Annotated in this window: 10 protein-coding genes and 1 pseudogene; 2 read left to right on the plus strand and 9 right to left on the minus strand. The window is 74.1% G+C overall.

Annotation, left to right across the window (positions count from 1 at the left end; genetic code table 11):
• Positions 1-242 precede the first annotated feature (242 nt).
• Positions 243-500, minus strand: a complete 258-nt coding sequence (locus ACGFU6_RS32555; protein WP_393616173.1) for a DUF5302 domain-containing protein — start codon at positions 498-500, stop codon at positions 243-245.
• 210 nt (positions 501-710) lie between these two features.
• On the opposite strand from ACGFU6_RS32555, the gene rfbH reads away from it, so the two are divergent.
• Positions 711-2,012, plus strand: a complete 1,302-nt coding sequence (gene rfbH / locus ACGFU6_RS32560; protein WP_393616174.1) for a lipopolysaccharide biosynthesis protein RfbH — start codon at positions 711-713, stop codon at positions 2,010-2,012.
• Between the two features lie 70 nt (positions 2,013-2,082).
• Here the strand turns inward: rfbH and hflX are convergent, their stop codons facing one another.
• Complete coding sequence (gene hflX / locus ACGFU6_RS32565; RefSeq protein WP_393616175.1) at positions 2,083-3,492, minus strand: GTPase HflX; 1,410 nt, start codon at positions 3,490-3,492, stop codon at positions 2,083-2,085.
• A gap of 475 nt (positions 3,493-3,967) precedes the next feature.
• On the opposite strand from hflX, the pseudogene ACGFU6_RS32570 reads away from it, so the two are divergent.
• A pseudogene (locus tag ACGFU6_RS32570) lies at positions 3,968-4,663 on the plus strand (IS701 family transposase); the annotation flags it as partial.
• Positions 4,664-5,171: 508 nt separating this feature from the next.
• Here ACGFU6_RS32570 and ACGFU6_RS32575 read toward each other — a convergent pair.
• From ACGFU6_RS32575 to ACGFU6_RS32605, 7 genes are all read right to left on the minus strand, one after another.
• Positions 5,172-7,112 (minus strand): helix-turn-helix domain-containing protein, encoded by a 1,941-nt coding sequence (locus ACGFU6_RS32575; protein ID WP_393616176.1) that lies wholly within the window; start codon positions 7,110-7,112, stop codon positions 5,172-5,174.
• A 287-nt stretch (positions 7,113-7,399) separates the two neighbouring features.
• Positions 7,400-8,131: a 4'-phosphopantetheinyl transferase gene (locus ACGFU6_RS32580; RefSeq protein ID WP_393616177.1), complete on the minus strand. Its 732-nt coding sequence runs from the start codon at positions 8,129-8,131 to the stop codon at positions 7,400-7,402.
• Positions 8,132-8,138: 7 nt separating this feature from the next.
• Complete coding sequence (locus tag ACGFU6_RS32585) at positions 8,139-8,882, minus strand: class I SAM-dependent methyltransferase (protein ID WP_393616178.1); 744 nt, start codon at positions 8,880-8,882, stop codon at positions 8,139-8,141.
• Positions 8,879-10,186: an activator-dependent family glycosyltransferase gene (locus ACGFU6_RS32590; RefSeq protein ID WP_393616179.1), complete on the minus strand. Its 1,308-nt coding sequence runs from the start codon at positions 10,184-10,186 to the stop codon at positions 8,879-8,881. The genes ACGFU6_RS32585 and ACGFU6_RS32590 overlap by 4 nt, the downstream gene beginning before the upstream one ends.
• Before the next feature lie 85 nt (positions 10,187-10,271).
• Positions 10,272-11,474, minus strand: a complete 1,203-nt coding sequence (locus tag ACGFU6_RS32595) for a hypothetical protein (RefSeq protein WP_393616180.1) — start codon at positions 11,472-11,474, stop codon at positions 10,272-10,274.
• 13 nt (positions 11,475-11,487) lie between these two features.
• On the minus strand, positions 11,488-16,941 hold the full coding sequence (locus ACGFU6_RS32600; RefSeq protein ID WP_393616181.1) for an SDR family NAD(P)-dependent oxidoreductase: 5,454 nt from the start codon (positions 16,939-16,941) through the stop codon (positions 11,488-11,490).
• Between the two features lie 85 nt (positions 16,942-17,026).
• The gene (locus ACGFU6_RS32605) at positions 17,027-21,799 is read right to left on the minus strand and encodes an SDR family NAD(P)-dependent oxidoreductase (protein ID WP_393616182.1); all 4,773 of its coding nucleotides are present in this window, start codon (positions 21,797-21,799) and stop codon (positions 17,027-17,029) included.
• Positions 21,800-21,802: the final 3 nt, after the last annotated feature.

Here is a 21,802-nt window from a genome sequence, read left to right on the forward strand (position 1 = left end):
CCGCGCGCCCGCGTACTCGGGCGCCCGCGTACTCGGGCGAAAAACAATCACCGCACCCTCCGACGGAACATATTTCGGCCGGAATGCAGAGCCCATTCCAGGAAATCATCGAGTGATTCTCGACCGAGAATCGAGGGAAACTCCGACGGGCCTTCCGGAGAGGGATCACCGAGCGCAAGAAACAGGGTCGCCGCGACCCCCCTGGGGGGATCGCGGCGACCCTCAGAAATGCCCGTCCGGAGTCAGCCGGCCTTGCGCCGGAAATTCCGGTGCTGGCGGTTGAGACCACTCGCGCCGTTGATCTTCAGCCGCGCCTCGTGGTGCGCCTGCTGGGATCTGGCGTTGCGGGACTTGCGCTCCAGAGCCTCCTGGAACTTGCGCTTGGCGTCGGTCTCGGCGGCATTGGTCTCGACGGCGCTGGTCTCGACGACGTCGGTTTCGACGGCATTGGTCTCGGCCGCTTCGGTTTCGGCCGCGTTGGTTTCCGGCGTATCAGTCATGCATTACCTCCTGAGCATGTTCCAGAGCGTTTTTAGTGTGCCATCCGAGCGACCGTCCGGCGAGCCCCTTTCGGTCTCGACAGAAGATTTTTCGCCACTCGCCGCTATTCCTCCCCGACCTGATGAAATCAAGCGGCGCTCTACCGATTCGATGTGTTTCCGGGCCTAGGCTCACGGTTCCGTCAGCGGTGCCATCAGAAGGGAACGACCATGGGCGAGACCAAGGACCGGATCGCGGAGCTCGTCCGTGAATATCACCGGGAGCAGGCTCCGGGCCCCTTCGAACCAGGCGTCTCCCCCGTACAGGTCTCAGGCGCCGTACTCAGCGAGGAGGACCGGCTGGCGCTGGTCTCCGCGGCGCTCGACATGCGGATCGCCGCCGGCGTCAGCTCCCGGCGCTTCGAGCGGGACTTCGCCCGCTTCATCGGCACCCGCAAGGCCCACCTGACGAACTCCGGCTCCTCCGCGAACCTGCTGGCGCTGAGCTCCCTGACCTCCCCGCAGCTGGAGGAGCAGCGCCTGAAGCCGGGCGACGAGGTCATCACGGTCGCCGCGGGATTCCCGACCACGGTCAGCCCGATCCTGCACAACGGCCTGGTGCCGGTCTTCGTGGACGTCGAGCTGGGCACGTACAACACGACCCCCGAGCGGATCGCCGCGGCCATCGGGCCGAAGACCCGCGCGATCATGATGGCGCACTCCCTGGGCAACCCGTTCCAGGTCGAGGAGGTCGCCCAGCTCGCCGAGCAGCGGGGCCTGTTCTTCGTCGAGGACAACTGCGACGCGGTCGACTCCACCTACCGGGGCAAGCGCACCGGCTCCTTCGGCGATCTGTCGACCACCAGCTTCTACCCGGCGCACCACATCGCGATGGGCGAGGGCGGCTGCGTCCTGACGAGCAATCTGGTGCTGGCTCGGATCGTGGAGTCCTTCCGCGACTGGGGCCGGGACTGCTGGTGCGAGCCGGGCGAGGACAACCGCTGCATGAAGCGCTTCGACCAGCAGATGGGGAAGCTGCCGCACGGCTACGACCACAAGTACATCTTCTCCCACGTCGGGTACAACCTGAAGGCGACCGACCTGCAGGCGTCCCTGGGCCTGAGCCAGCTGGGGCGCATCGAGGAGTTCAGCGCCGCCCGCCGCCGCAACTGGGCCCTGCTGCGCGCCGGGCTCGACGGGCTGCCGGGCCTGCTGCTGCCGGAGCCGACGCCGGACAGCGACCCGAGCTGGTTCGGCTTCCTGATCACGGTGGACCCGGACGCGGCCTACACCCGGGCCGCGCTGGTGGACTTCCTGGAGTCGCGGCGCATCCACACGCGCCGCTTCTTCGCGGGCAACCTGACCCGCCACCCCGCGTACGCCGAGAGGCAGCACCGGATCGCCGAGCCGCTGACCAACAGCGATCTGATCACGGACCAGACCTTCTGGATCGGCGTCTACCCCGGCCTCACCGAGGAGATGATCGAGTACGTCCTCTCCTCCGTCCGCGACTTCACCACCCGCGCCCACTGACCCACGGGATCCCGCACACGGGCCGGCCCCCTCCCGAGGTACTCGGGAGGGGGCCGGCCCGTGGGACGTGTCAGGCGGTGTAGGCCTCCAGATCGGCGGCGAGGGGGGCGTCGACGTTCGCCTTCAGGCGGGTGCCGTTCTCCTCGTGCGACTCCTCCAGCACCTCACCCGAGTCATGGACGCGGGCCACCAGCTGCCCCTCCGTGTAGGGGACGAGCACCTCCACCTCGATTTCGGGGTGCGGGAGTTCCTCCATGACGCGGGCCAAGAGGTCTTCGATGCCCTCGCCGGTACGGGCCGACACCGCGATCGCCGTCGGCTCGGCGAGCTTGAGCCGCGCGAGTGCGTCGGCCGTTGCCGCGTCCGCCTTGTTGATGACGACGAGCTCCGGCACACCCTCTCCGCCGATCTCGCCGATGACCGTGCGCACGGCCTCGATCTGGGACTCCGGGTCGGGGTGCGAGCCGTCGACCACGTGCAGGATGAGGTCCGCCTCCGCGACCTCTTCCAGGGTGGAGCGGAACGCGTCGACGAGCTGGTGCGGCAGGTGCCGCACGAAGCCGACGGTGTCGGCCAGGGTGTAGGCGCGCCCGCCGGGCGTCTCGCTGCGGCGCACGGTCGGGTCGAGGGTGGCGAACAGGGCGTTCTGGACGTGGACATCGGCGCCGGTGAGGCGGTTGAGCAGCGAGGACTTGCCCGCGTTGGTGTAGCCGGCGAGGGCGACCGACGGGACCTGGTTGCGGCGGCGTTCCTGCCGCTTGAGGTCGCGGGCGGTCTTCATCTCCTCGATGTCCCGGCGCATCTTGGCCATCTTGTCGCGCAGCCGGCGCCGGTCCGTCTCGATCTTCGTCTCGCCGGGGCCCCGGGTGGCCATGCCGCCGCCGGCGCCGCCACCGCCGCCCATCTGCCGGGACAGCGAGGCGCCCCAGCCGCGCAGCCTCGGCAGCATGTACTGCATCTGCGCGAGCGCGACCTGGGCCTTGCCCTCGCGGGAGGTGGCGCGCTGGGCGAAGATGTCGAGGATCAGGGCGGTCCGGTCGACCACCTTGACCTTGACGAACTCCTCCAGGCGGACGAGCTGGGCGGGGCTCAGCTCGCCGTCGCAGACCACGGTGTCCGCACCGGTGGACTCGACGAGAGCGCGCAGCTCCCCGGCCTTGCCCGAGCCGATGTACGTGGCCGGGTCCGGCTTGTCGCGGCGCTGGATGACACCGTCGAGGACCAGAGCGCCGGCGGTCTCGGCGAGGGCGGCGAGCTCGGCGAGGGAACTCTCGGCCTCCGCGACCGTGCCGGAGGTCCACACGCCGACGAGCACCACGCGCTCCAGGCGGACCTGACGCTGCTCGACTTCGACGACGTCCCGGAGTTCGGTGGACAGGGCCGCGACATGGCGCATGCCGGTTTCCTGGGTGGTGTCGATGGCGTCGGCGGCGGCGATGCGGCCGCCGGCGGCGGTGGGCTCGTGATCTGTCGCGGTCATGCGTTTCCTCTCACTGGGGTGGGGGTCAGGGGGGCGAGGAGGCCGGTGAGGCGGATGTCCGCCGAGGGGCGGTCCCAGCCACTCATGGCGGGGGTGTGCGCGCGTGGAGCGCGTGCTTCCACGCTCACGGAACGGGCCGCAGGAGACGAGGTCGGCCCGTCACACTCTACGGAGTTCGGGCTTTTTTCTCCGTGCCACAGGGGCTCGAGCGCTCAAGGATCGCTTGAGCCCGGCGGGCTGGGGCGCTGACGGAGCGACGGCCGCGACCGCGGGCCGGAGCGTGGTGGCGGGGCCACCACCCACCGCCGGTGCGGGGCGTGCGCCTCGGCACGAGGGGGGCCGAGGGGGCACGGGCCGGAAAGTGTGTTTCCGACCTACCTGGGCCTCGGCCGGGCCGGCGGGGACGGTGGAGGGGTCCCAGCGATCGCAGCTCCGGGCCCGGCGGATTCCGGGTGCCGAGACCCCGAGGAGCGTCATGAGTGCCACTCTCCAAACGGTGGAAGCCCCGAGCCTGCCGCCCGGTCCGGCGGCGGGTGCGTCACGGGCCCTGGTCGCGTCGGTGCTCTCCTCGCTGCGCCGCCGCGACCAGCGGCACAAGGGCGAGCTGTACGTGAACGGGCTCCTGCACGCACCGGGCCGCAAGACGATGCGCAATCTGGCCGCGAGCACGGACGAGCGGTCGGCGGAGCAGAGCCTGCACCACTTCATCAGCTGCTCGACATGGGACTGGTCCCCGCTGCGGGCGGAGCTGGCGGCCCGGATGGACCAGCTGCTCGCGCCGAAGGCATGGGTGGTGCGCCCGCTGGTCATTCCGAAGACGGGCCGTCATTCGGTGGGCGTGGGGCGCCGGTTCGTCCCGCAGCTCGGGCAGGTGGTCAACAGCCAGCACGGGTACGGACTCTGGCTGGCCTCGGGGGCCGCATCGGCCCCGGTGAACTGGCGGCTGTCCCTGTCCGGCGACTGGCTGGAGGACACCGAGATGCGCCAGCGGGCCGCGATACCCGATTCGGTGGACGCCGGTTCCGCGGAGGGCCTCGTCCTGGACATGGCCCTGGAGACGGCGGGCTGGGGGGTCACCCGGCTGCCCGTGGTGACGGACGCCCGCGAAGAGGCGGTGCCGTCGATGGTGCGGGCCTTCTCCCGGGCCGGGCTGCCCTTCCTGCTGCGGATCGGCGGCGGTACGGGCCTGCTGGCCCCGGCTCTGTCCGGCGGCGGGACCCGGTCCGTGTCGGCCCCGGCGGGGCACCTCGCGGAACTGGCGCGCTCCCAGCGCCGGCCGGTGGAGTGGTTCGAGCCGGCGGGTACGGGGCTGCCGAAGACCTCGTTGGTGGCCCTGCTGCCGGTACGGCTGCCTGGACGGCGTCAGGCGTTCGGCGGGGTGCCGTCGGCGGATGCGCCGCTGACGCTGGTGGGCGTGTGGTCGCCGAACAGCCGCGAGGCATCGGAGCTGTGGCTGACGAACCTGGCCGGTGCGAGCCGGAGCACGCTGCTGGGGCTGGGCAGGCTGATCGGGCGGGCCGACGCCGATTTCACGGGCACGAGCCTGCCGGTGGGGGCGTTGGACTTCGAGGGCCGCTCGTACCACGGCTGGCACCGGCACGTGACCCTGGTGTCGCTGGCGCACGCGGTGCGGCTGCTGGGCCCGGGGGTGCGCCGGCCGCACCCCGGCCGGGTCGCGCTCACGCCGGTTCCCATGACCGGGGGTCGTCGGGTGCGGGACTCTGGAAGATACGCGCCCGTTGCAGGCGCAGGGCGAGCTGGAGTTCCAGCGAGCGTTCCGGTTGCTGCCAGTCCGGGCCGAGCAGCTGGGTGATGCGCTCCAGCCGGCGGGAGACCGTGTTGGGGTGCACGTAGAGGATCTCGCCGGCCCGGGTGGGGCTGCCGGCGGCGGTGAACCAGCCGTCGAGGGTCTCGACGAGGTTGCCGAACCGCTCGGCGTCGTGGTCGAGGAGCGGGCCGAGGGTGCGTTCCACGAACCCGGGGGCGTCGTGCTCGTCGCCGAGCAGCATGCCGATGAAACCGAGGTCGCGGGCGGCGGCCGAGCGCCCGGCGCCGCCGAGCGCGGTGAGGGCGTCCAGGCAGCGGACGGCCTCCTGGTGGGCGCGGCGGACCGCGTCCGGGCCCCGGGCGACCCGGGCCGCCCCCGCCGTGACGGGTGCGCCGGTGGCCTCGGCGAGTTCCGCGCGGACCTGGGCGGCGCAGGCGGCCGGGTCGTCCCCGGGCAGGAGCAGGGCGAGCCGGTCGCCCTGGACGGTCTTCATGCCCCGGTGGCGGCGGGCGTGGCCGGCGGCCCAGCTCTCGACGAGGTCGGCGGCCGCGTTACGGGGGCGGGCGACGACCATGACGTGGGGGCGTTCCAGACGGTCCGCCAGCCGGCGGGAGCGCCGCTCCAGTCCCTCGGCGGGCCCGTCCCAGGTGACGAGGTCCTCCAGGAGGTCGTCGTCGGCCCGTCCCCCGACGTCCGTGGAACGCTGCATGACGAGCAGCAGGGACACCGTGCGCGCGTAGGAGAGGACCTGTTCGCCGGGCCAGGCTCCGGCGGCCGGCTCCGCGGGGTGGAAGAGGAGCGAGCCGACGTCCTCGGAACGGACGGAGAGCGGCACGAGCAGGGTGCCGCCGGTCAGCGGGCAGGCGATGCCGGTGGCCGCGGCGTTGAGCCGTACGCGCTCCAGTTCGGCACTGTCGGGTCGGGGGGTGTGGCCGTGCCCGGCGAGGCGGTCGCCGCCCGGACCCCAGACGGAGATGCCGCCGCCGAGCTCGGCGGCGGCGCGGGCCAGGAGTTCGTCCATGCCGATGCCCTCCAGGACGAGGCGGACCAGGTCGTCCTGGAGGTTCTTGGCCTGCAGGGCGTCACTGAGTCCGGCGCGGGCCCTGGTCCCGGCGTCCTCGAGGACGGTGTTGGCGGCCTGCACGGTCTCCAGCAGGCGGGACGTCTCGATGGCGACGGCGGAGAGGTCGGCCAGGGAGCACATGAGCGACACGTCGTCGGGGGTGAAGTGCCGGGTCCTGCGCTCGGCCACGTAGAGGAAGCCCAGGCAGCGGTCGCCGGCGCGCAGCGGGACGCCGAGCACGGCGTGGAGGGACTCGGCCTGCAGGAGGTCTTCGAGGGCGTCCGTGTGGCCGGCCCCGTCGTCGGCCAGGTGGTCTGCGGTCCAGAAGGGGCCCGGCAGTTCGCCCAGGGTGCCGTCGGCGAGCGCGGCCGCGGGTATGCGGTGGCCGGCGGTGCGGGCGCTGACGGCACCGTCGGCGGTGCCTACGGTCAGGTCCCCGGTGGTCCCGTCGGCCAGGGCGGTGCAGGCGAGGTCGGTGTTGAGCAGCAGCCGGGCGCGGCGGGTGATCAGGCGGAGGGTGGCGTCGAGCCGGGAGGGTGCGGTGAGGTCGAGGGCGGTGCCGACGAGCGCGGCGAGTTCGGCCTCGCGCTGGCGGCGCCGCTCGAAGAGGGCGTTGACCTCCAGGGCGAGCCCCTTGGCGTGGGTCAGCTGGTCGATCCGGTGGGGTGCGGCGCCGGAGCGGCGGGCGCGGGCGACGAGCTGCTCGTACGCGTGGGCCGGCGCCTCCTCCGCGAGGAGTTCGAGAATGTGCAGGACCTCGGTCCCGGTCTGCGAGTCCTCCCCTGTCATCCCAGCCCCCCAGCGGATGAATCGGCCTGATCCTGACGACCCGGGGAACGTAACCGGCCTGCCGACAGGGCGTCAACCGGCTTCCGGCGGGCAGGTCGGCGGCAGCCGCGGTGACCGGGCCACCGCGGGAGGGCCGTGCCGGGGCGCCGGGGGGTGCTCCGAGCACCTTGAGCGGCGGCGCGCCCCGTATCTACGCTGGCGGGTTCGCCGCGGAGCGGGGGCGCGGGAGGGGCGGGCGCGGGCCGGGCGGGCCCGCCGGGCGGGATGTCCCGGGAGCGGGCGGGGCGTTACTCCGCCGGCTCACGAGCTGTTCTGCCTCGCGGCGCGAACGGATCCCGAGCGGTGCCGGAGGGGTGCCGGGCGGGGGCCGGGACGGCCACGGCGGTCAGCAGGATTCCGTCCGCGACCGTCCACCGGCCGGTCAGCCCGGTCAGGGCCCGGCCGTCGAGCACCGGTCCGGGGATGCGCATCCGGGCGGTGAACGTCCTTGCGGCCGGGTCGAGTTCGAGTTCTGCGGAGTCGAAGTCCAGGGTTCGGTGGGTGAGCGGGGACCACGCCTTGAACACGGACTCCTTGGCGCTGAACAGCAGCCGGCCCCAGTGGGTGCCGGGGTGGCGGCGGGCGAGTTCGCGCAGCCGCTCGCGCTCGGTGGCCGAGGCGACTCCCCGGGTCACGCCCGGCGGCAGCGCCAGGTGCGGCTCCGCGTCGATGCCCAGCGCCCGCCAGCGGTCGGCGGGCGCCAGGGCTGCGCCCCGGTAGCCCTCGCAGTGGGTGAGGGAGCCGGTCGTGCCGGCGGGCCACAGGGGTTCGCCGCGGCGGCCGGTGAGCACCGGTCCGGCGGCCCGCCCGAGGGCGGCGAGCGCCCGGTGGGCGCACACGCGGGCCGTGGCGAACTCTCGGCGCCGCTCCTCGACGGCGTCGCGGATCAGGGCCCGCTCCTGCGCGAAGAGCAGCTCCGGCGGGAACTCCCCGTGGGTGTCGGCCGAGACCGTCCCGGGCGGGAGGATCTCCTCGATCACGCGGTCGTCACGTCCGGCCGCCGATGAAGAGGCCCCGCCCGGACGGGCCGCCCTCCTGGAACTCGACTGCGAGGCCGGCGCGGACGAAGGCCAGTTCGTAGGCCTCGCGCGTGAAGAGGGTGATGAGGTGGGTCTCGGAGAGGTGCGCGATGTCCTGGCCTGGCTCGGCGATCAGGTAGTGCACGTCGATGCGGGTGGCGTCGCCCTCCAGCCGCGAGTGCGAGACGCGGGAGACGGTCTTGCCCTCGGCCTCGGTGATGGACGCGCCGACGAAGCCCGGGGTGAACGTGGCCGGGAACCACCAGGGTTCGACCAGGACGACACCGCCCGGTTCGAGGTGGGCGGCGAACCGGGCCAGGGCCGCGTCGAGTTCGGCCTGGTCGCGCATGTGACCGATGGAGCTGAACATGCAGGTGACGGCGGAGAAGGTGGTGCCGGTCGCGAAGTCGCGCATGTCGCCGAGGTGGACGGGGACGTCCGGGTTGCGGCGTACGGCGATGTCCCGCATGTCCGCGGAGATCTCCACGCCCTCGACGGTGTCGAAGGCCCGGGTGAGGTGTTCCAGGTGGAGGCCGGTGCCGCAGGCCACGTCGAGGAGGCTGCGGGCGCCGGGGGCCCGGGAGGCGATCAGGGCGGCCAGGTCGGCCGCCTCGCTCGCGTAGTCCTTGCCCTTGCCCTGGTGGACCAGGTCGTAGAGGCGGGCTATGCCGTCCGCGTAGCCGCTGTCCGCGGGGGCTTCGGTGGTGGTCACGTCGTCTCTCCTTGGCTGGGGTGTGTGGTGTGGGGGCGGCCCCGGCGGGCCGCGAGGTGTTCGAGGGCCGGGACGAGTTCGGCCGGCGCCGGGTCGGCGAGGGCCTCGTCGCGCAGCCGGTGCGCGGCCGCGGTGATCGAGGGGTCGGTGAGGGCCCGTAGGACCGCTTCGCGCAGGGAGGCGGCGTCGAGCTTCTCGGGCGGCAGGTCGATGCCGGCCCCCTGCCGCTCGTGCAGGCGGGCCTTGAGCGGGGCGTCCCACAGGGAGGCCACGATGATCTGGGGCACGCCGTGCAGGGTGGCGGTGTAGCCGGTGCCGGCGCCACCGTGGTGGACTATCGCGGCGCAGGTCGGCAGCAGGGCGTCCATCGGGACGAAGTCGACGACGCGGATGTTGGCGGGGAGTGCCTCGCGGTCCTGGAGCTGGGTCGCGTCGAAGGTCGCGACGATCTCGGCGTCGATGTCGCCGAGGGCGTGCAGGAGTTCCTCGAAGGGCACCGCGTCGCGGCCGAAGGTCTCGCGGGCGGAGACGCCGAGGGTGACGCAGACGCGCGGCCGGGCGGGCGGGGTGTGCAGCCAGTCCGGTACGACGGCGGGCCCGTTGTAGGGGACGTAGCGCATCGGCAGTAGTTCGCCGGGCACGGGTATGCGCAGGCTCGCGGGGGCCGGGTCGACGGTGGCCTGCCCTCGGACGACCTCCTCGACGGCGGCGGCGTCGGGGGTGGCACCGAAGCGTTCGAGGGTCCACGTCAGCCATTCGCCCATCGGGTCCTCGCGGCGCTCCTCGGGCTGTGCTGCGAGCAGTTCGAGGAACTGACGGCGCGCGTTGAGTACCACGTCGGGGCCCCACAGGAGGCGGGCGTGGGCCGCGCCCGTGACGTGCGCGGCGACGGGTCCGGCGTACGTGAAGGGCTCCCAGAGCACCAGGTCGGGCTGCCAGGCGCGGGCGAACTCCACGATGGCGTCGATGGTCGTGTCGCCGTTGAGCGGCGCGAACGACATGGCCGTCATCATGGTCTGCTGGCCGAGGGCGTGCTCCCAGCCGATCGGCTCGGTGACCGTGTCGGCGAAGTCGAAGCCCGTCTGGTACGGAGTGGGGTCGCCGCCGATCTGCGTCATCAGCTCGACGATCGAGTCGAGGTCGCCGACGGGTACGGCGGTCAGCCCGGATCCGTTGATCACCTCGGTGAGCGCCGGCTGGCTGGCCACCCGGACGTCGTGCCCGGCGGCGCGCAGCGCCCAGGCGAGCGGCACCAGGTTGTAGTAGTGCGTGTTGTGCGCGAAGCACGTGATCAGTACGCGCATGGCATCGTCCGCCCTTGTCTGGCTCTTCGCGGTCGGGGTCGTGGTCCTCGGTGGCAGGGGCCGCCGCTGCGGCCGGGTCCGGCCATCAGGCGGTCCCTGCGACGGGGAAGCGCGCCGGGGCGCCCAGGACCGGTGAGCGCAGCCGCACGACCTCCTCGCCGGCGGTGCGCAGGGCGGGCCGGGCCTCGGCGAGTGCGCCGAGCGCCGCGCGGGCGATCACCGTGACCAGCCAGCCGGAGAGCGCGAAGTGCAGGTCGGTGGGGAGACCGAAGGGTGCGGCGCCCGCAGGGGCCTTCGGATCGCGGTTGATGGCGGCGACGAGGAGGGTGACGCGGCTGCCGGCGGGCAGTTCGGTGCCCGCGAGGACGGTGCCGGCGCGGGCGGTGCGGGTCTCCAGCCGGACGGGCGGGGCCTCGCGCAGGGTGTCCTCGACGGCAGCGGCGGCCAGGGCGGGGTCGGCGGCCAGCCGCTGCCAGGCACCGGGCTCGGCGAGCAGCCCGCGTACGGCGTTGGCGACGAGCACGGCGGTGGTCTCGGCGGCGCCGACGGCGAGGGTCCGGGCGGCCCGGACGGTGTCGGGACCGGCCTCGTGGAGTCCTTCGGTGAGCAGCGCGGAGAGGGTGGCCTCGGCCCGTTCGGCGGTGTGGACGACGGCGTGGGGCTGGGGGGAGAGCAGCCCGTCGAGGGCGTGCCGGCAGTCGGGCAGGATCCGGACGAACCGTGTGTGGGTGGCCTCGGGCAGGCCGAGCTGTTCGGCGATCACCTGGCCGACGAGGCGGCGTGCGAAGTCCTCGGCGAGGTCGAAGCGGTCGCCGAGCCCGGCGAGGATCGCACGGGCGAGCTTCACCGTCCGCTTCTCCACGCACTCCTCTTCCGGGGCCCACAGCATGGGGCCGCCGAGGGCGGTGAGCGGGGCCAGGCGGGCGGCGGTCTCGCGGTCCACGGCGAGCGCGGCGCTGCGGTACGGGAGCCCGTCCGCGGCGGCGGCCTCCGGCCCGGGGCCGGGGCCGTCGAAGGCGGAGCCGGCGACGACCTCCTCGGCGACGGCTCGGTCGGCCGTCACCCAGGTGTCGAGCGGCGCGCTGTGGAACAGCGGCCCCTCGGCGCGGATGCGCTCCTCGTAGGGGCGGGGGTCCTCGGTGCCGGAGCGCAGGATCAGTCCGTAGGGATCGTTCCGGGTGCCCGCGAACCACTGTGCGGCGCGGGCGAGTTGGTTTCCTCGGGCCCGGCGGGCGTCGGCCAGGGCAGTCTCGCGGCCCGGGGTGTCGGTCAGCAGCTCCGCTGTCATGTGCGACTCCTCGTCATCGGTCACCGCCGGGCAGCGCGTCGAGCCAGGCGTCGACGGTGCGGGCCGTGGTCGGGGCGTGCTCGGTCATCATCGTGAAGTGGTTGCCGGGTGTGTCGGCGACGGTGCGGGCGCCGTCCCAGACGGACCGCCAGTCCGTCAGCGGGTCGGTCCACGGGGCCATGGGTTCGCCGGCCCGCAGGTGCAGAACGGGGGCACGGGTGGGCCGGGGGGTCCAGTCCAGGAGCAGCCGGTGGAACGCGCCCATGGCGGTGAGCCGTGTGTCGTCGAGCGGTACGACCGCGCGGTCCGCGGCCCAGCGGAGCATGACGTCCCGCCAGGTGCCCATGGCCCCGGGGGCGCTGGGGGTGTAGATGTCGGCCAGTACCAGGGCGGCGGGGCCGGTGCCCCGGGCCTCCAGGTGGCGGGTGAGCGCGTGGGCGACGTTGGCCCCGGCGGAGTGGCCGATCAGGGCGTACGGCCGGCCGGCGGCGTACCGGGCGATGGCCTCGGCGTGGGCCCCGCACAGCGCTTCGAGGGTGCCGGGCAGCAGTTCGCCGGGCCGGAAGCCGGGGTGGGGCAGCGCGGCCACGGTGCGGAGGCCGGCCAGGGCGGCGGCGAGGGCGGCGAACTCGGCCGGACCGGAGACGGCCGTGGTGCCGGTGACCGCGATGAGCAGCGGCCCCCGGTCCCCGGCGGGGCCGTCGGTCAGCCGGACGGGGGTGACGGGCTGCTGTCCGGGGTCGGTGAAGACCGGGCGCAGGGCGGAGACGGCGCCGAGTGCCTCGACGGCCTCGGCGACCCTGCTGTCGGCGATCGCGGAGCGGTAGACGGCGACCAGGGTGGTGTCGCCGGTGCCGTCGCCCTCGGCCGGGGGGGCCGCCGCTCCGGCCGGGTCCTGCAGGAGGTCCAGCAGGTGGGCGGCGAGCAGGTCGGGGGTGTTGTGGTCGTAGAAGGCCTCGGGCGGCAGGTCGGTGGCGGCGGCGGTGGCGAGGCGGCGCCGGAGCTGCCCGATGGCCAGGGAGTCGAACCCGGTCAGGGTGAAGGGCTCGTCGGCGGCGATCTCGTCGGGGCTCTCGTACCCGAGCACGGCGGCGGCCTCGGTGCGGACCAGGGTCCGCACGGCCGCGGCGCGTTCGGCGGGGCCGAGGGCGGCGAGTCCGGGGCGCGGGTCGCGCGGCCGGGGTCCGGCCGGGTCCCCGTCGCCGGCGGCCGGGGCGGCGGCGGGGACGACGAGGTCGGAGATGAGCGGGCTGGGCCGGTGGGAGGTGAACCCGAGGGCGAACCGTTCCCAGTCGGTGTCGGTGACGGTGATCTGGGCCTCGCCGGCGGCGACGGCGCGGAAGAGTTCGGTGAGGGCGTCCTGCGGGTCCATGGGGCGCACTCCCCTGCGGCGCAGGTACGCGGCGCCCTCGCCGTCACCCATGCCGCCGCCGCCCCACAGGCCCCAGGCCACGGAGGTGGCGGGCAGGCCGTCGGCGCGGCGGCGTTCGGCGAGCGCGTCGAGCGCGGCGTTCGCGGCGGCGTAGGCGCACTGCCCGGCGCTGCCCCAGACCCCCGCGCCGGAGGAGTAGAGGACGAAGGCGTCTAGGCCGAGTTCCCGGGTGAGTTCGTGGAGGTGCAGGGCGCCGGCGACCTTCCCGGCGTAGACCTCGGAGACGAGTTCGGGGCCGGTCTCGGTCAGCGGGCTGACCTGGGGCACGCCCGCGGCATGGAAGACGGCGGTCAGCGGGGTGTCGGAGGGGATCCGTCCGAGGAGCTCGGCGAGCGCGTCCCGGTCGGCGACGTCGCAGCTCGCGAAGGTGGCCTTGGCGCCGAGGGCGAGGAGGTCGGCCTCCAGGTCCGCCGCGCCGGGGGCCCCGGCCCCGCGCCGGGTGACGAGCAGCAGGTGCTCGGCGCCCTCACGGGCGAGCCGGCGGGCGAGGTGGCCGCCGAGGGCGCCGGTGCCGCCGGTGACCAGGACGGTGCCGCGGGGGCGGTACGGGCCGGGGACACGCGGCGCGGGGGCCGCTGTGAGCCGGCGGCCGAGGGTGCCGGAGCCTCGGACGGCCACCTGGTCCTCGGAACCGCCGAGGGCCCCGGCCAGCAGCCGCCAGGCCTCGTCCTCTTCGGTTTCGGCTCCGGTCGCGGTTGCCGGCAGGTCGGCCAGCCCGCCCCACAGCGTGGGAAGTTCGAGCGCGGCGACGCGTCCGAGCCCCCAGAGCTGGGCCCCCGCCGACCTCGGTCGCTCGCCGGGGGCGGTGGCCACGGCTCCTCGGGTGGCGCACCAGAGACGGGCCGTCATGGATGTCTCCGCCATCGCCTGGACGAGGGACAGCGTGGCCCGGACGGCGGCCGGGACGAGGGCGGTGGCGGGCCCCTCCCGATCCTCCGCGCCCAGCAGGGAGAGGACCCCCTCGACGGGAGCGGCTGTGTCGCTCCGGGCGTCGGTGAGGAGTGCGGTGAGGGCGGCCCGGTCGGTCCGCCCGGGGTCGACGGGGAGCCGCCGGACGTGGGCGCCCCGGGCGCGCAGGGCCCGCTCGGCGTGGTCGGTGACGGCCCCGGAGGACTCGACCAGCAACCAGGTGCCGGTCAGGGGGGTGCCGGCGGGGGCGGGCAGCGGGTGCCAGGTGACGTGGTGGCGGCGGGGTCCGCCGGCCGGGCCGCGGCCGCCGCCTCGGGGGGTGGGGGCGATCCAGTACCGGCGGTGCTGCCAGGCGTACACGGGCAGCGGGACCGGCCGGGCCGGGGTGGCGGGGAAGAGCCGGCCCCGGTCGAGAGCGGCGCCCCGGGTCGCGGCGGTGGCCACCGCCCGCAGCAGGGTGGCGGTCCCGGGGCGGCCCCGGCGCAGTACGGGGACCAGGGCGGCCGGTTCCGTACCGGGGTCGTCCACGGACAGCACCTCCTGGGCCATGCCGCAGAGAACGCCGTCGGGGCCGAGTTCGACGAAGGTGGCCGCGCCCAGGTCGCGGGCGGTGCGCACGCCGTCGGCGAAGCGGACCGCCGCGCGGACGTGTCCGGCCCAGTAGGCGCCGGTGCGCAGGTCGTCGCCGGTGGCCCGGCGGCCGGTGACGTTGGAGATGACGGGGATCCGGGGTGCCCGGTAGGAGAGCCCGTCGGCCAGGGCGCGGAACTCCTTCAGCATGGGGTCCATGAGCGGGGAGTGGAAGGCATGGCTGACCGTCAGGCGCTTGGTCTTGCGGCCCTGTTCCGCGAGCAGTTCCGCAGCCTGCCCGACGGCCTCCCCGGTGCCGGAGAGAACCACGGACCGGGGGCCGTTGACAGCGGCGACGGCGAGGACGTCCTCGCGGCCGGCCAGGAGCTCGCCCACCTCGTCCTCACCGGCCCGTACGGACAGCATCGCGCCGCCGGCCGGGAGTGCCTGCATCAGCCGGCCGCGTGCGGCTACGAGGGCGCAGGCGTCGTCGAGGTCGAGGACGCCGGCCACGTGGGCGGCGGCGATCTCGCCCACGGAGTGGCCGAGGAGCACGTCGGGGCGCATGCCCCAGTGCTCCAGCAGCCGGAACAGGGCCGTTTCGACGGCGAAGAGGGCGGCCTGCGCGTACTGGGTCCGGTGCAGCAGGGCTTCGTCGGGGGTGCCGGGGGCGGCGTCGAGCACGGCGGCGAGCGGGCGGTCGAGGTGCGGGTCGAGGCGTTCGGCGACGGCGTCCAGGGCTTCGGCGAACACCGGCTGGGCGGCGCGCAGTTCGCGGGCCATGCCGGGGCGCTGGCTGCCCTGCCCGGTGAAGAGGAAGGCTGTCCTGGCCTCGCGGCGGCGCACTCCCGTGACGACGGCGGGCGAGGGGTCGCCCCCGGCGAGGGTTCCCAGGGCGCGGGTGAGTTCCTCGTACGAGCCGCCGAGGACGACGGCCCGGTGCTCGAAGGCTGTGCGGGTGGTGGCCAGGGCGTGGCCGACGGCCTGTGCGCCGGCACCGGCGGCGGCCGGTCCGGCGAGGTGCGCGTGCAGCCGGCCGGCCTGGGCCCGGAGGGCTTCGGCGGAGCGGCCGGAGAGGAACCAGGCGGTCGGCTGCTCCTCCCCCGGCCCGTCCCCGGGGGAGGCTGCGGCAGCCGTGCCCGGGGTTTCGGCACCGGCCGCGTCCTCGGTTTCCTGCGCCGCTTCCTCCACGATCAGGTGGGCGTTCGTACCGCCGACGCCGAAGGCGGAGATCCCGGCGCGGCGCGGGCGCGGGCCCGCCGGCCAGGCCACCGGCTCGGTCAGCAGCCGTACCCGGCCCGAGGACCAGTCGGCGTGCGGGGTGGGGGTATCCGCGTGCAGGGTCCTGGGCAGCAGTCCGTGGCGCATGGCCTGGATGGTCTTGATGACGCCGCCGACGCCTGCGGCGGCCTGCGAGTGGCCGATGTTGGACTTGAGGGAGCCGAGCCACAGGGGCCGGTCCGCCTCGCGGCCCTGTCCGTAGACATCGAGCAGGGCCTGGGCCTCGATGGGGTCGCCGAGCTCGGTTCCGGTGCCGTGCGCCTCGACGGCGTCGACGTCCTCGGGGCGCAGTCCGGCGTCGGCGAGGGCCTGGCGGATGACGCGCTGCTGAGAGGGGCCGTTGGGGGCGGTGAGACCGTTGCTGGCGCCGTCCTGGTTGACGGCGGAGCCTCGGATGACGGCGAGCACCGGGTGCCCGTTGCGCTCGGCGTCGCAGAGCCGTTCCAGTACGAGCACGCCGGCGCCCTCCGCCCAGCCGGTGCCGTCCGCGTCCGCGGAGAAGGCCTTGCATCGGCCGTCCGCCGCGAGGCCCTTCTGCCGGGAGAACTCGACGAACGCGGCGGCGTCGGGCATGACGGCCGCGCCGCCGGCCAGTGCCAGGCCGCACTCCCCGCGGCGCAGGGCGGCGACGGCCAGGTGCATGGCGACCAGCGAGGAGGAGCAGGCCGTCTCCACCGTCAGGGCCGGGCCCTCAAGACCCAGGACGTAGCTGATCCGGCCGGAGAGCACGGCGTCGGCGCTGCCGGTCAGGAGGTAGCCCTCGGAGCCTGCGGGCACCCGGTCCAGGTCGGTGGCGTACTCGGCGTGGGCGGCACCGATGTAGACGCCCGTACCGGTCCCGCGCAGGGTGCGCGGGTCGAGGCCGGTACGCTCCAGCGCCTCCCAGGACACCTCGAGGAGCAGCCGCTGCTGGGGGTCCATGACGACGGCCTCGCGCGGCGAGATCCCGAAGAACGCGGCGTCGAAGTCGCCTGCTCCGGCGAGGAATCCGCCCTGGTTGCAGTAGGTGGTTCCCGGCGACTCGGGGTCCGGGTCGTAGAGCCCTTCGAGGTCCCAGCCGCGGTCCTCCGGGAAGGGCGTGACGGCGTCCGTCCCGGAGGCGACCAGCTCCCAGAGGGCCTCGGCGGAGTCGGCTCCGCCCGGATACCGGCAGGCCATCCCGACGACGGCGACGGGCTCGTGGGCGGCCGCGGTCAGCTCCCGGTTGCGCCGGCGCAGCCGCTCGGTCTCCTTGAGCGAGGTCCGGAGCGCCTCCATGAGCTTTTCGGAGGACATGGCCATCGGTGGGGCCCCTCTCTGAGTCGGGCGGAGCGGCTTTCGGACGGAGCAGTGTTCTCGCGGCCGCCGGCTGGGGTACGGCTCAGGCCGCGTCGCGCAGCGCCAGCTCGATCAGCGCGGCCTCGTCGAGGTCGTCGAGGGCGGCGATCTCGTCGAGGTCGCCGCTTGCGCGGGCGGCGCCGAACCGGTCCGCCCCATCGAACCCGCCGCCGCCTGAGAACCGCTCGGGCGCCGCCGTACCGGGCGCCGCGGAGGCCAGGGCGAGCAGCGTGTCCAGTAGCTCCGCGTCGCGCAGCACGCCCAGCGGGATCGTGGCCAGGGCGGCCCTGATCCGCTGCTCCTCGGGGGTACCGGTGCCTGCCGGGGCGGCCGGGCTGAGGAGTTCGGCCAGATGGGCGGCCATGGCGGCGGCGGTGGGGTGGTCGAAGACCAGGGTGGGGGGCAGCTTGCGGCCGCAGGTGCGGCTGAGCCGGCCCGCCAGCTCGCCTGCGGTGAGGGAGCTGAACCCGAGGTCCTTGAACGCCTCTTCGGGGTCGACGTCCTCGGGTCCGGTGTGGCCGAGCACGGCCGCGACGCTGCCGCGGACCTCGTCGAGCACGATCTCGTAGCGCTCGGCGGGGCCGGCTGCGGCGAGCCTGGCGGGCAGCCCGTCCGTGTCGGCTCCGTCGGGCTGCCCGCCGGACGTCCCGGCGGTTCCGTCGCCGCCGGATCCGCCCACGCCGGGCAGTCCGCCGATCAGCGGGCTGGGCCGGAACGTCGTGAACCCCTTGGCGAAGAGCGGCCAGTCCATGTCGGCGAGCGCGACGCAGCCGTCCTCGCGGTCCAGGGCCCGTGCCAGGGCCTGCACGGCCCGTACGGGGTCCATGGCGCGCAGTCCTCGACTGCTGAGGAACTCCTCGCCGGCGCCCTCGCCCATGCCGCCGCCGCCCCACAGGCCCCAGGCCACGGAGGTGGCGGGCAGGCCGTCGGCGCGGCGCCGTTCGGCGAGCGCGTCGAGCGCGGCGTTCGCCGCGCCGTAGGCGCTCTGGCCGCCGCTGCCCCAGACTCCGGCTCCGGAGGCGTACAGGACGAACGCGTCGAGTTCCCGGGTGCGCGTCAGCTCGTGCAGGTGCTGGGCACCGGCGACCTTGCCCGCGTACACCTCGGCGAGGGAGTGGGCATCGGTGTCGAGGAAGGCGGCCGAGTGCGGGACGCCGGCGGTGTGGAAGACGGCGGTGGGCGGGTGGGCGTCGAGGAGGACGGCCAGCGCCTCACGGTCGGAGACGTCACAGGCCGCGAGGGTGACTTCGACACCCAGGGCGCGCAGTTCCTCGGCCAGCCCGGCAGCCCCGGGAGCATCCGGACCACGGCGCCCGGTGAGCACCAGATGCCCGGCCCCGGCCCCCGCGAGCCAACGCGCGACATGAGCACCGAGAGCACCGGTACCACCCGTCACCAGGACAGTGCCCCGGGGGGTGTAGGTGCGGCGGGCGGGGACGCCGGCGGCGGGAACGAGCCGGCGGCCGTAGCTGCCGGAGGCGCGGACGGCGATCTGGTCCTCGTCGGCGATTCCCGCCAGTGCGGCGGCCAGCCGCTGCCAGGCGCGTTCGTCGGGGGACCCGGGCAGGTCCACCAGGCCGCCCCAGAGGAGGGGGTGCTCCAGTGCGATGCCGCGGCCGAGTCCCCAGACCTGCGCGCCTTCGGAGCCGGGCCGTTCGGCGGGCGAGACGGCGACGGCGTCACGGGTCACGGCCCAGAGCTTCGCGGTGAGGCCGGCGTCGGCCGCCGCCTGCGCGAGGAGGGTGGTGCCGAGCACGGCGAGGGCCAGCTCGGGGCTCTCGGGGTGCGGTCGCCGGTCGGTCCCGAGGAGGGAGAGGATGCCGTCGATGGGCCGGGCGGAGGCTCCTGCGGTTTCCGCGCCGGCCTCGTACTCGGTGAGCCGGCCGGCCAGGGTCTCGCGGGTGGCGGTGTGCGCGTCCAGGGTCAGGCGTTCGGTACGGGCACCGTGCCGGACGAGGGTGGCCTCGGCCGCGTCGGCGAACGCGTCCGCGTCGGCGTCCGAGCCCTCGGGGAGGACGAGGAGCCAGCGCCCGGAGAGGTCCGGGGCGGTGGCGGACGTCGGCTCCGCGAGGCCCTTCCAGGTGGTGCGGTAGCGCCAGGAGTCCGTACCGGTCGGGTCGGCGGCGGGCGCGGACGGAGCGGAAGGCTCCAGCCAGTAGTCCTTGTGCTGGAAGGCGTAGGTGGGCAGGTCGACGGTCTTGGCTCCCGTGCCGTCGAAGAGGGCACTCCAGTCGATATCGACGCCACGGACGAAGAGTTCGGCGGCCGAGGTCAGGAAACGCTCCCAACCGCCCTCATCACGCCGCAACGAACCACCGGCCAGGACATCCCTGCCCTCGGCGGTCTCCTGGATACCCATGATCAGCACAGGGTGGGCACTGGATTCGACGAATGTGCCGAAGCCCCGGTCCAGGAGCAGCCGGACGGTCTCCTCGAAGCGAACGGTCTGGCGAAGATTGCGGTACCAGTACGACGCGTCCAGGGCCGTCGTATCGACCAGTTCGCCGGTCACCGTCGAATAGAACGGGATCTCCGAACGACGCGGGGTGACCGGAGCGAGTACGTCGAGGAGTTCGGCCTCGATCCGCTCCACATGCGCGGAGTGCGAGGCGTAGTCGACCGGCACCTGACGAGCCCTAACCCCCTCATCCTTATACGCGGCCACGATCCCCGCGATCGCATCCGCGTCACCCGACACCACCGTGCTCGACGGACCATTCACCGCCGCCACACTCAACCGCCCAGCCCACTCGGCACCGGCAAGACGTTCCTCGACCTCCGCCAACGGCAACGCGACCGACGCCATACCCCCCAAACCCGCCAGCTCACGGCCGATCACACCCGCCCGCAACGCCACCACACGAGCCGCATCCTCAAGAGACAACGCCCCCGACACCACAGCCGCCGCGATCTCCCCCTGCGAATGCCCCACCACCGCATCCGGCACCACACCGAAAGAACGCCACACCTCGGCAAGCGACACCATCACAGCCCACGTCACCGGCTGCACCACACCCACACCGTCCAGCGAACCCCCCGCACGCACCACCTCCACCACATCAAAATCAACAAACGGCGCCAACGCATCCGCACACTCACGCAACCGAGCAGCGAACACAGGAGAGGACTCCAACAGCCCCGCACCCATCCCCACCCACTGCGTCCCCTGACCCGGAAACACCAACACCCGACGACCCACCGGACCCACAACGTCCTCGACAACCCTGGCGCCAACGGTGACCTGACGGTGTTCGAACACCGACCGCGACGTCACCAGCGAATACCCCACATCCAACAGACGCGGCGCACCCTCCACCCCCACACGATCCCGCAACCGCTCAGCCTGAACCCCGAGCGCCGCCCCCGACTTCGCCGACACCACCAACGGAACCACCGGCAACTCACAAACCACCGACTCCCCCGCCACATCCGGCACCGGGGCCTGCTCCAGAATGACGTGCGCGTTGGTCCCGCTCACACCGAAGGAGGAGACGCCCGCACGACGCGAGCGCCCGGTCTCCGGCCACGGACGCGACTCGGTGAGGAGGGAGACGACGCCGTCCTCCCAGTCGACCTGCGAGGACGGGGCGTCCACATGCAAGGTCTGCGGCAGCACACCCTCCTGCAGCGCCATCACCATCTTGATGACCCCGCCGACACCTGCGGCGGCCTGGGTGTGACCGATGTTCGACTTCAACGAGCCGAGCCACAGGGGGCGTTCGGGGGTGTGCGCGCTGCCGTACGTGTCGATGAGGGCGTGCACCTCGATGGGGTCGCCGAGCTTGGTGCCGGTACCGTGTGCCTCGACCACGTCGATGTCGCCGGCGGTGACCTGGGCGTCGGCGAGGGCCTGGCGGATGACGCGCTGCTGGGCGGCGCCGCTGGGAGCGGTGAGGCCGTTGCTTGCGCCGTCCTGGTTGACGGCCGAGCCCCGCAGTACCGCGAGGACGCGGTGTCCCTTGCGCACGGCGTCGGAGAGCCGTTCCACCAGGATGATGCCGGCGCCCTCGCCGGGGCCGAACCCGTCGGCGGCCTCGGCGAAGGCCTTGCAGCGCCCGTCGGCGGCCACGCCGCGCTGGCGGGAGAACTGTACGAAGACGGCGGGTGTGGACATGACGGTGACGCCGCCGGCGAGAGCGAGGTCGCACTCGCCCGAGCGCAGTGACCGGGCGGCCTGGTGGAGGGCCACCAGGGAGGAGGAGCAGGCGGTGTCCACGGAGACGGACGGCCCTTCGAGGCCGAGCGTGTAGGAGATGCGGCCGGAGGTGAAGCTGACCACCCCGCCGGTGAGCAGGTCGCCCTCCAGTTGCGCGGAGGGCTCGTGCACCCCGGAGGTGTAGCCGCCGTCCCAGGCGCCGACGAACACGCCGGTGCGGGATCCGGCCAGGGACCGGGGGTCGATCCCGGCGCGCTCCAGGGCCTCCCAGGAGGTTTCGAGCAGGAGCCGCTGCTGCGGGTCCATCGCCACCGCCTCGCGGGGCGAGATCCCGAAGAACGCCGGGTCGAAGGCCCCGGCGGACCCGAGGAAGCCGCCTTCGCGGCAGTACGAGCGGCCGGCCGCGTCCGGGTCGGGGTCGTAGAGCCCCTCGACGTCCCAGCCTCGGTCGCCCGGGAAGGGCGAGACCGCGTCGGTGCCGCCGGACACGAGGTCCCACAGGTCCTCGGGGGAGCCGGCGCCGGGGAAGCGGCAGGCCATGCCGACGATCGCGATCGGCTCGTGGGCCCGTGCCTCCAGTTCCTTGAGGCGCTCGCTGGTGCGGTGCAGTTCGGTCGTGGTCCGCTTCAGGTACTCGCGGAGCTTCTCTTCGTTCGCCATGTC

Origin of the sequence: Streptomyces sp. NPDC048462, assembly GCF_043200175.1 — a bacterium.
Taxonomy (GTDB): domain Bacteria; phylum Actinomycetota; class Actinomycetes; order Streptomycetales; family Streptomycetaceae; genus Streptomyces.

What these genes read in the sequence shown, in the direction of transcription:
- ACGFU6_RS32555 (WP_393616173.1), bottom strand. Translation starts at nt 500, where the DNA reads ATGACTGATACGCCGGAAACCAACGCGGCCGAAACCGAAGCGGCCGAG.
- rfbH (WP_393616174.1), top strand. Translation starts at nt 711, where the DNA reads ATGGGCGAGACCAAGGACCGGATCGCGGAGCTCGTCCGTGAATATCAC.
- hflX (WP_393616175.1), bottom strand. Translation starts at nt 3,492, where the DNA reads ATGACCGCGACAGATCACGAGCCCACCGCCGCCGGCGGCCGCATCGCC.
- ACGFU6_RS32575 (WP_393616176.1), bottom strand. Translation starts at nt 7,112, where the DNA reads ATGACAGGGGAGGACTCGCAGACCGGGACCGAGGTCCTGCACATTCTC.
- ACGFU6_RS32590 (WP_393616179.1), bottom strand. Translation starts at nt 10,186, where the DNA reads ATGCGCGTACTGATCACGTGCTTCGCGCACAACACGCACTACTACAAC.
- ACGFU6_RS32595 (WP_393616180.1), bottom strand. Translation starts at nt 11,474, where the DNA reads ATGACAGCGGAGCTGCTGACCGACACCCCGGGCCGCGAGACTGCCCTG.
- ACGFU6_RS32600 (WP_393616181.1), bottom strand. Translation starts at nt 16,941, where the DNA reads ATGTCCTCCGAAAAGCTCATGGAGGCGCTCCGGACCTCGCTCAAGGAG.
- ACGFU6_RS32605 (WP_393616182.1), bottom strand. Translation starts at nt 21,799, where the DNA reads ATGGCGAACGAAGAGAAGCTCCGCGAGTACCTGAAGCGGACCACGACC.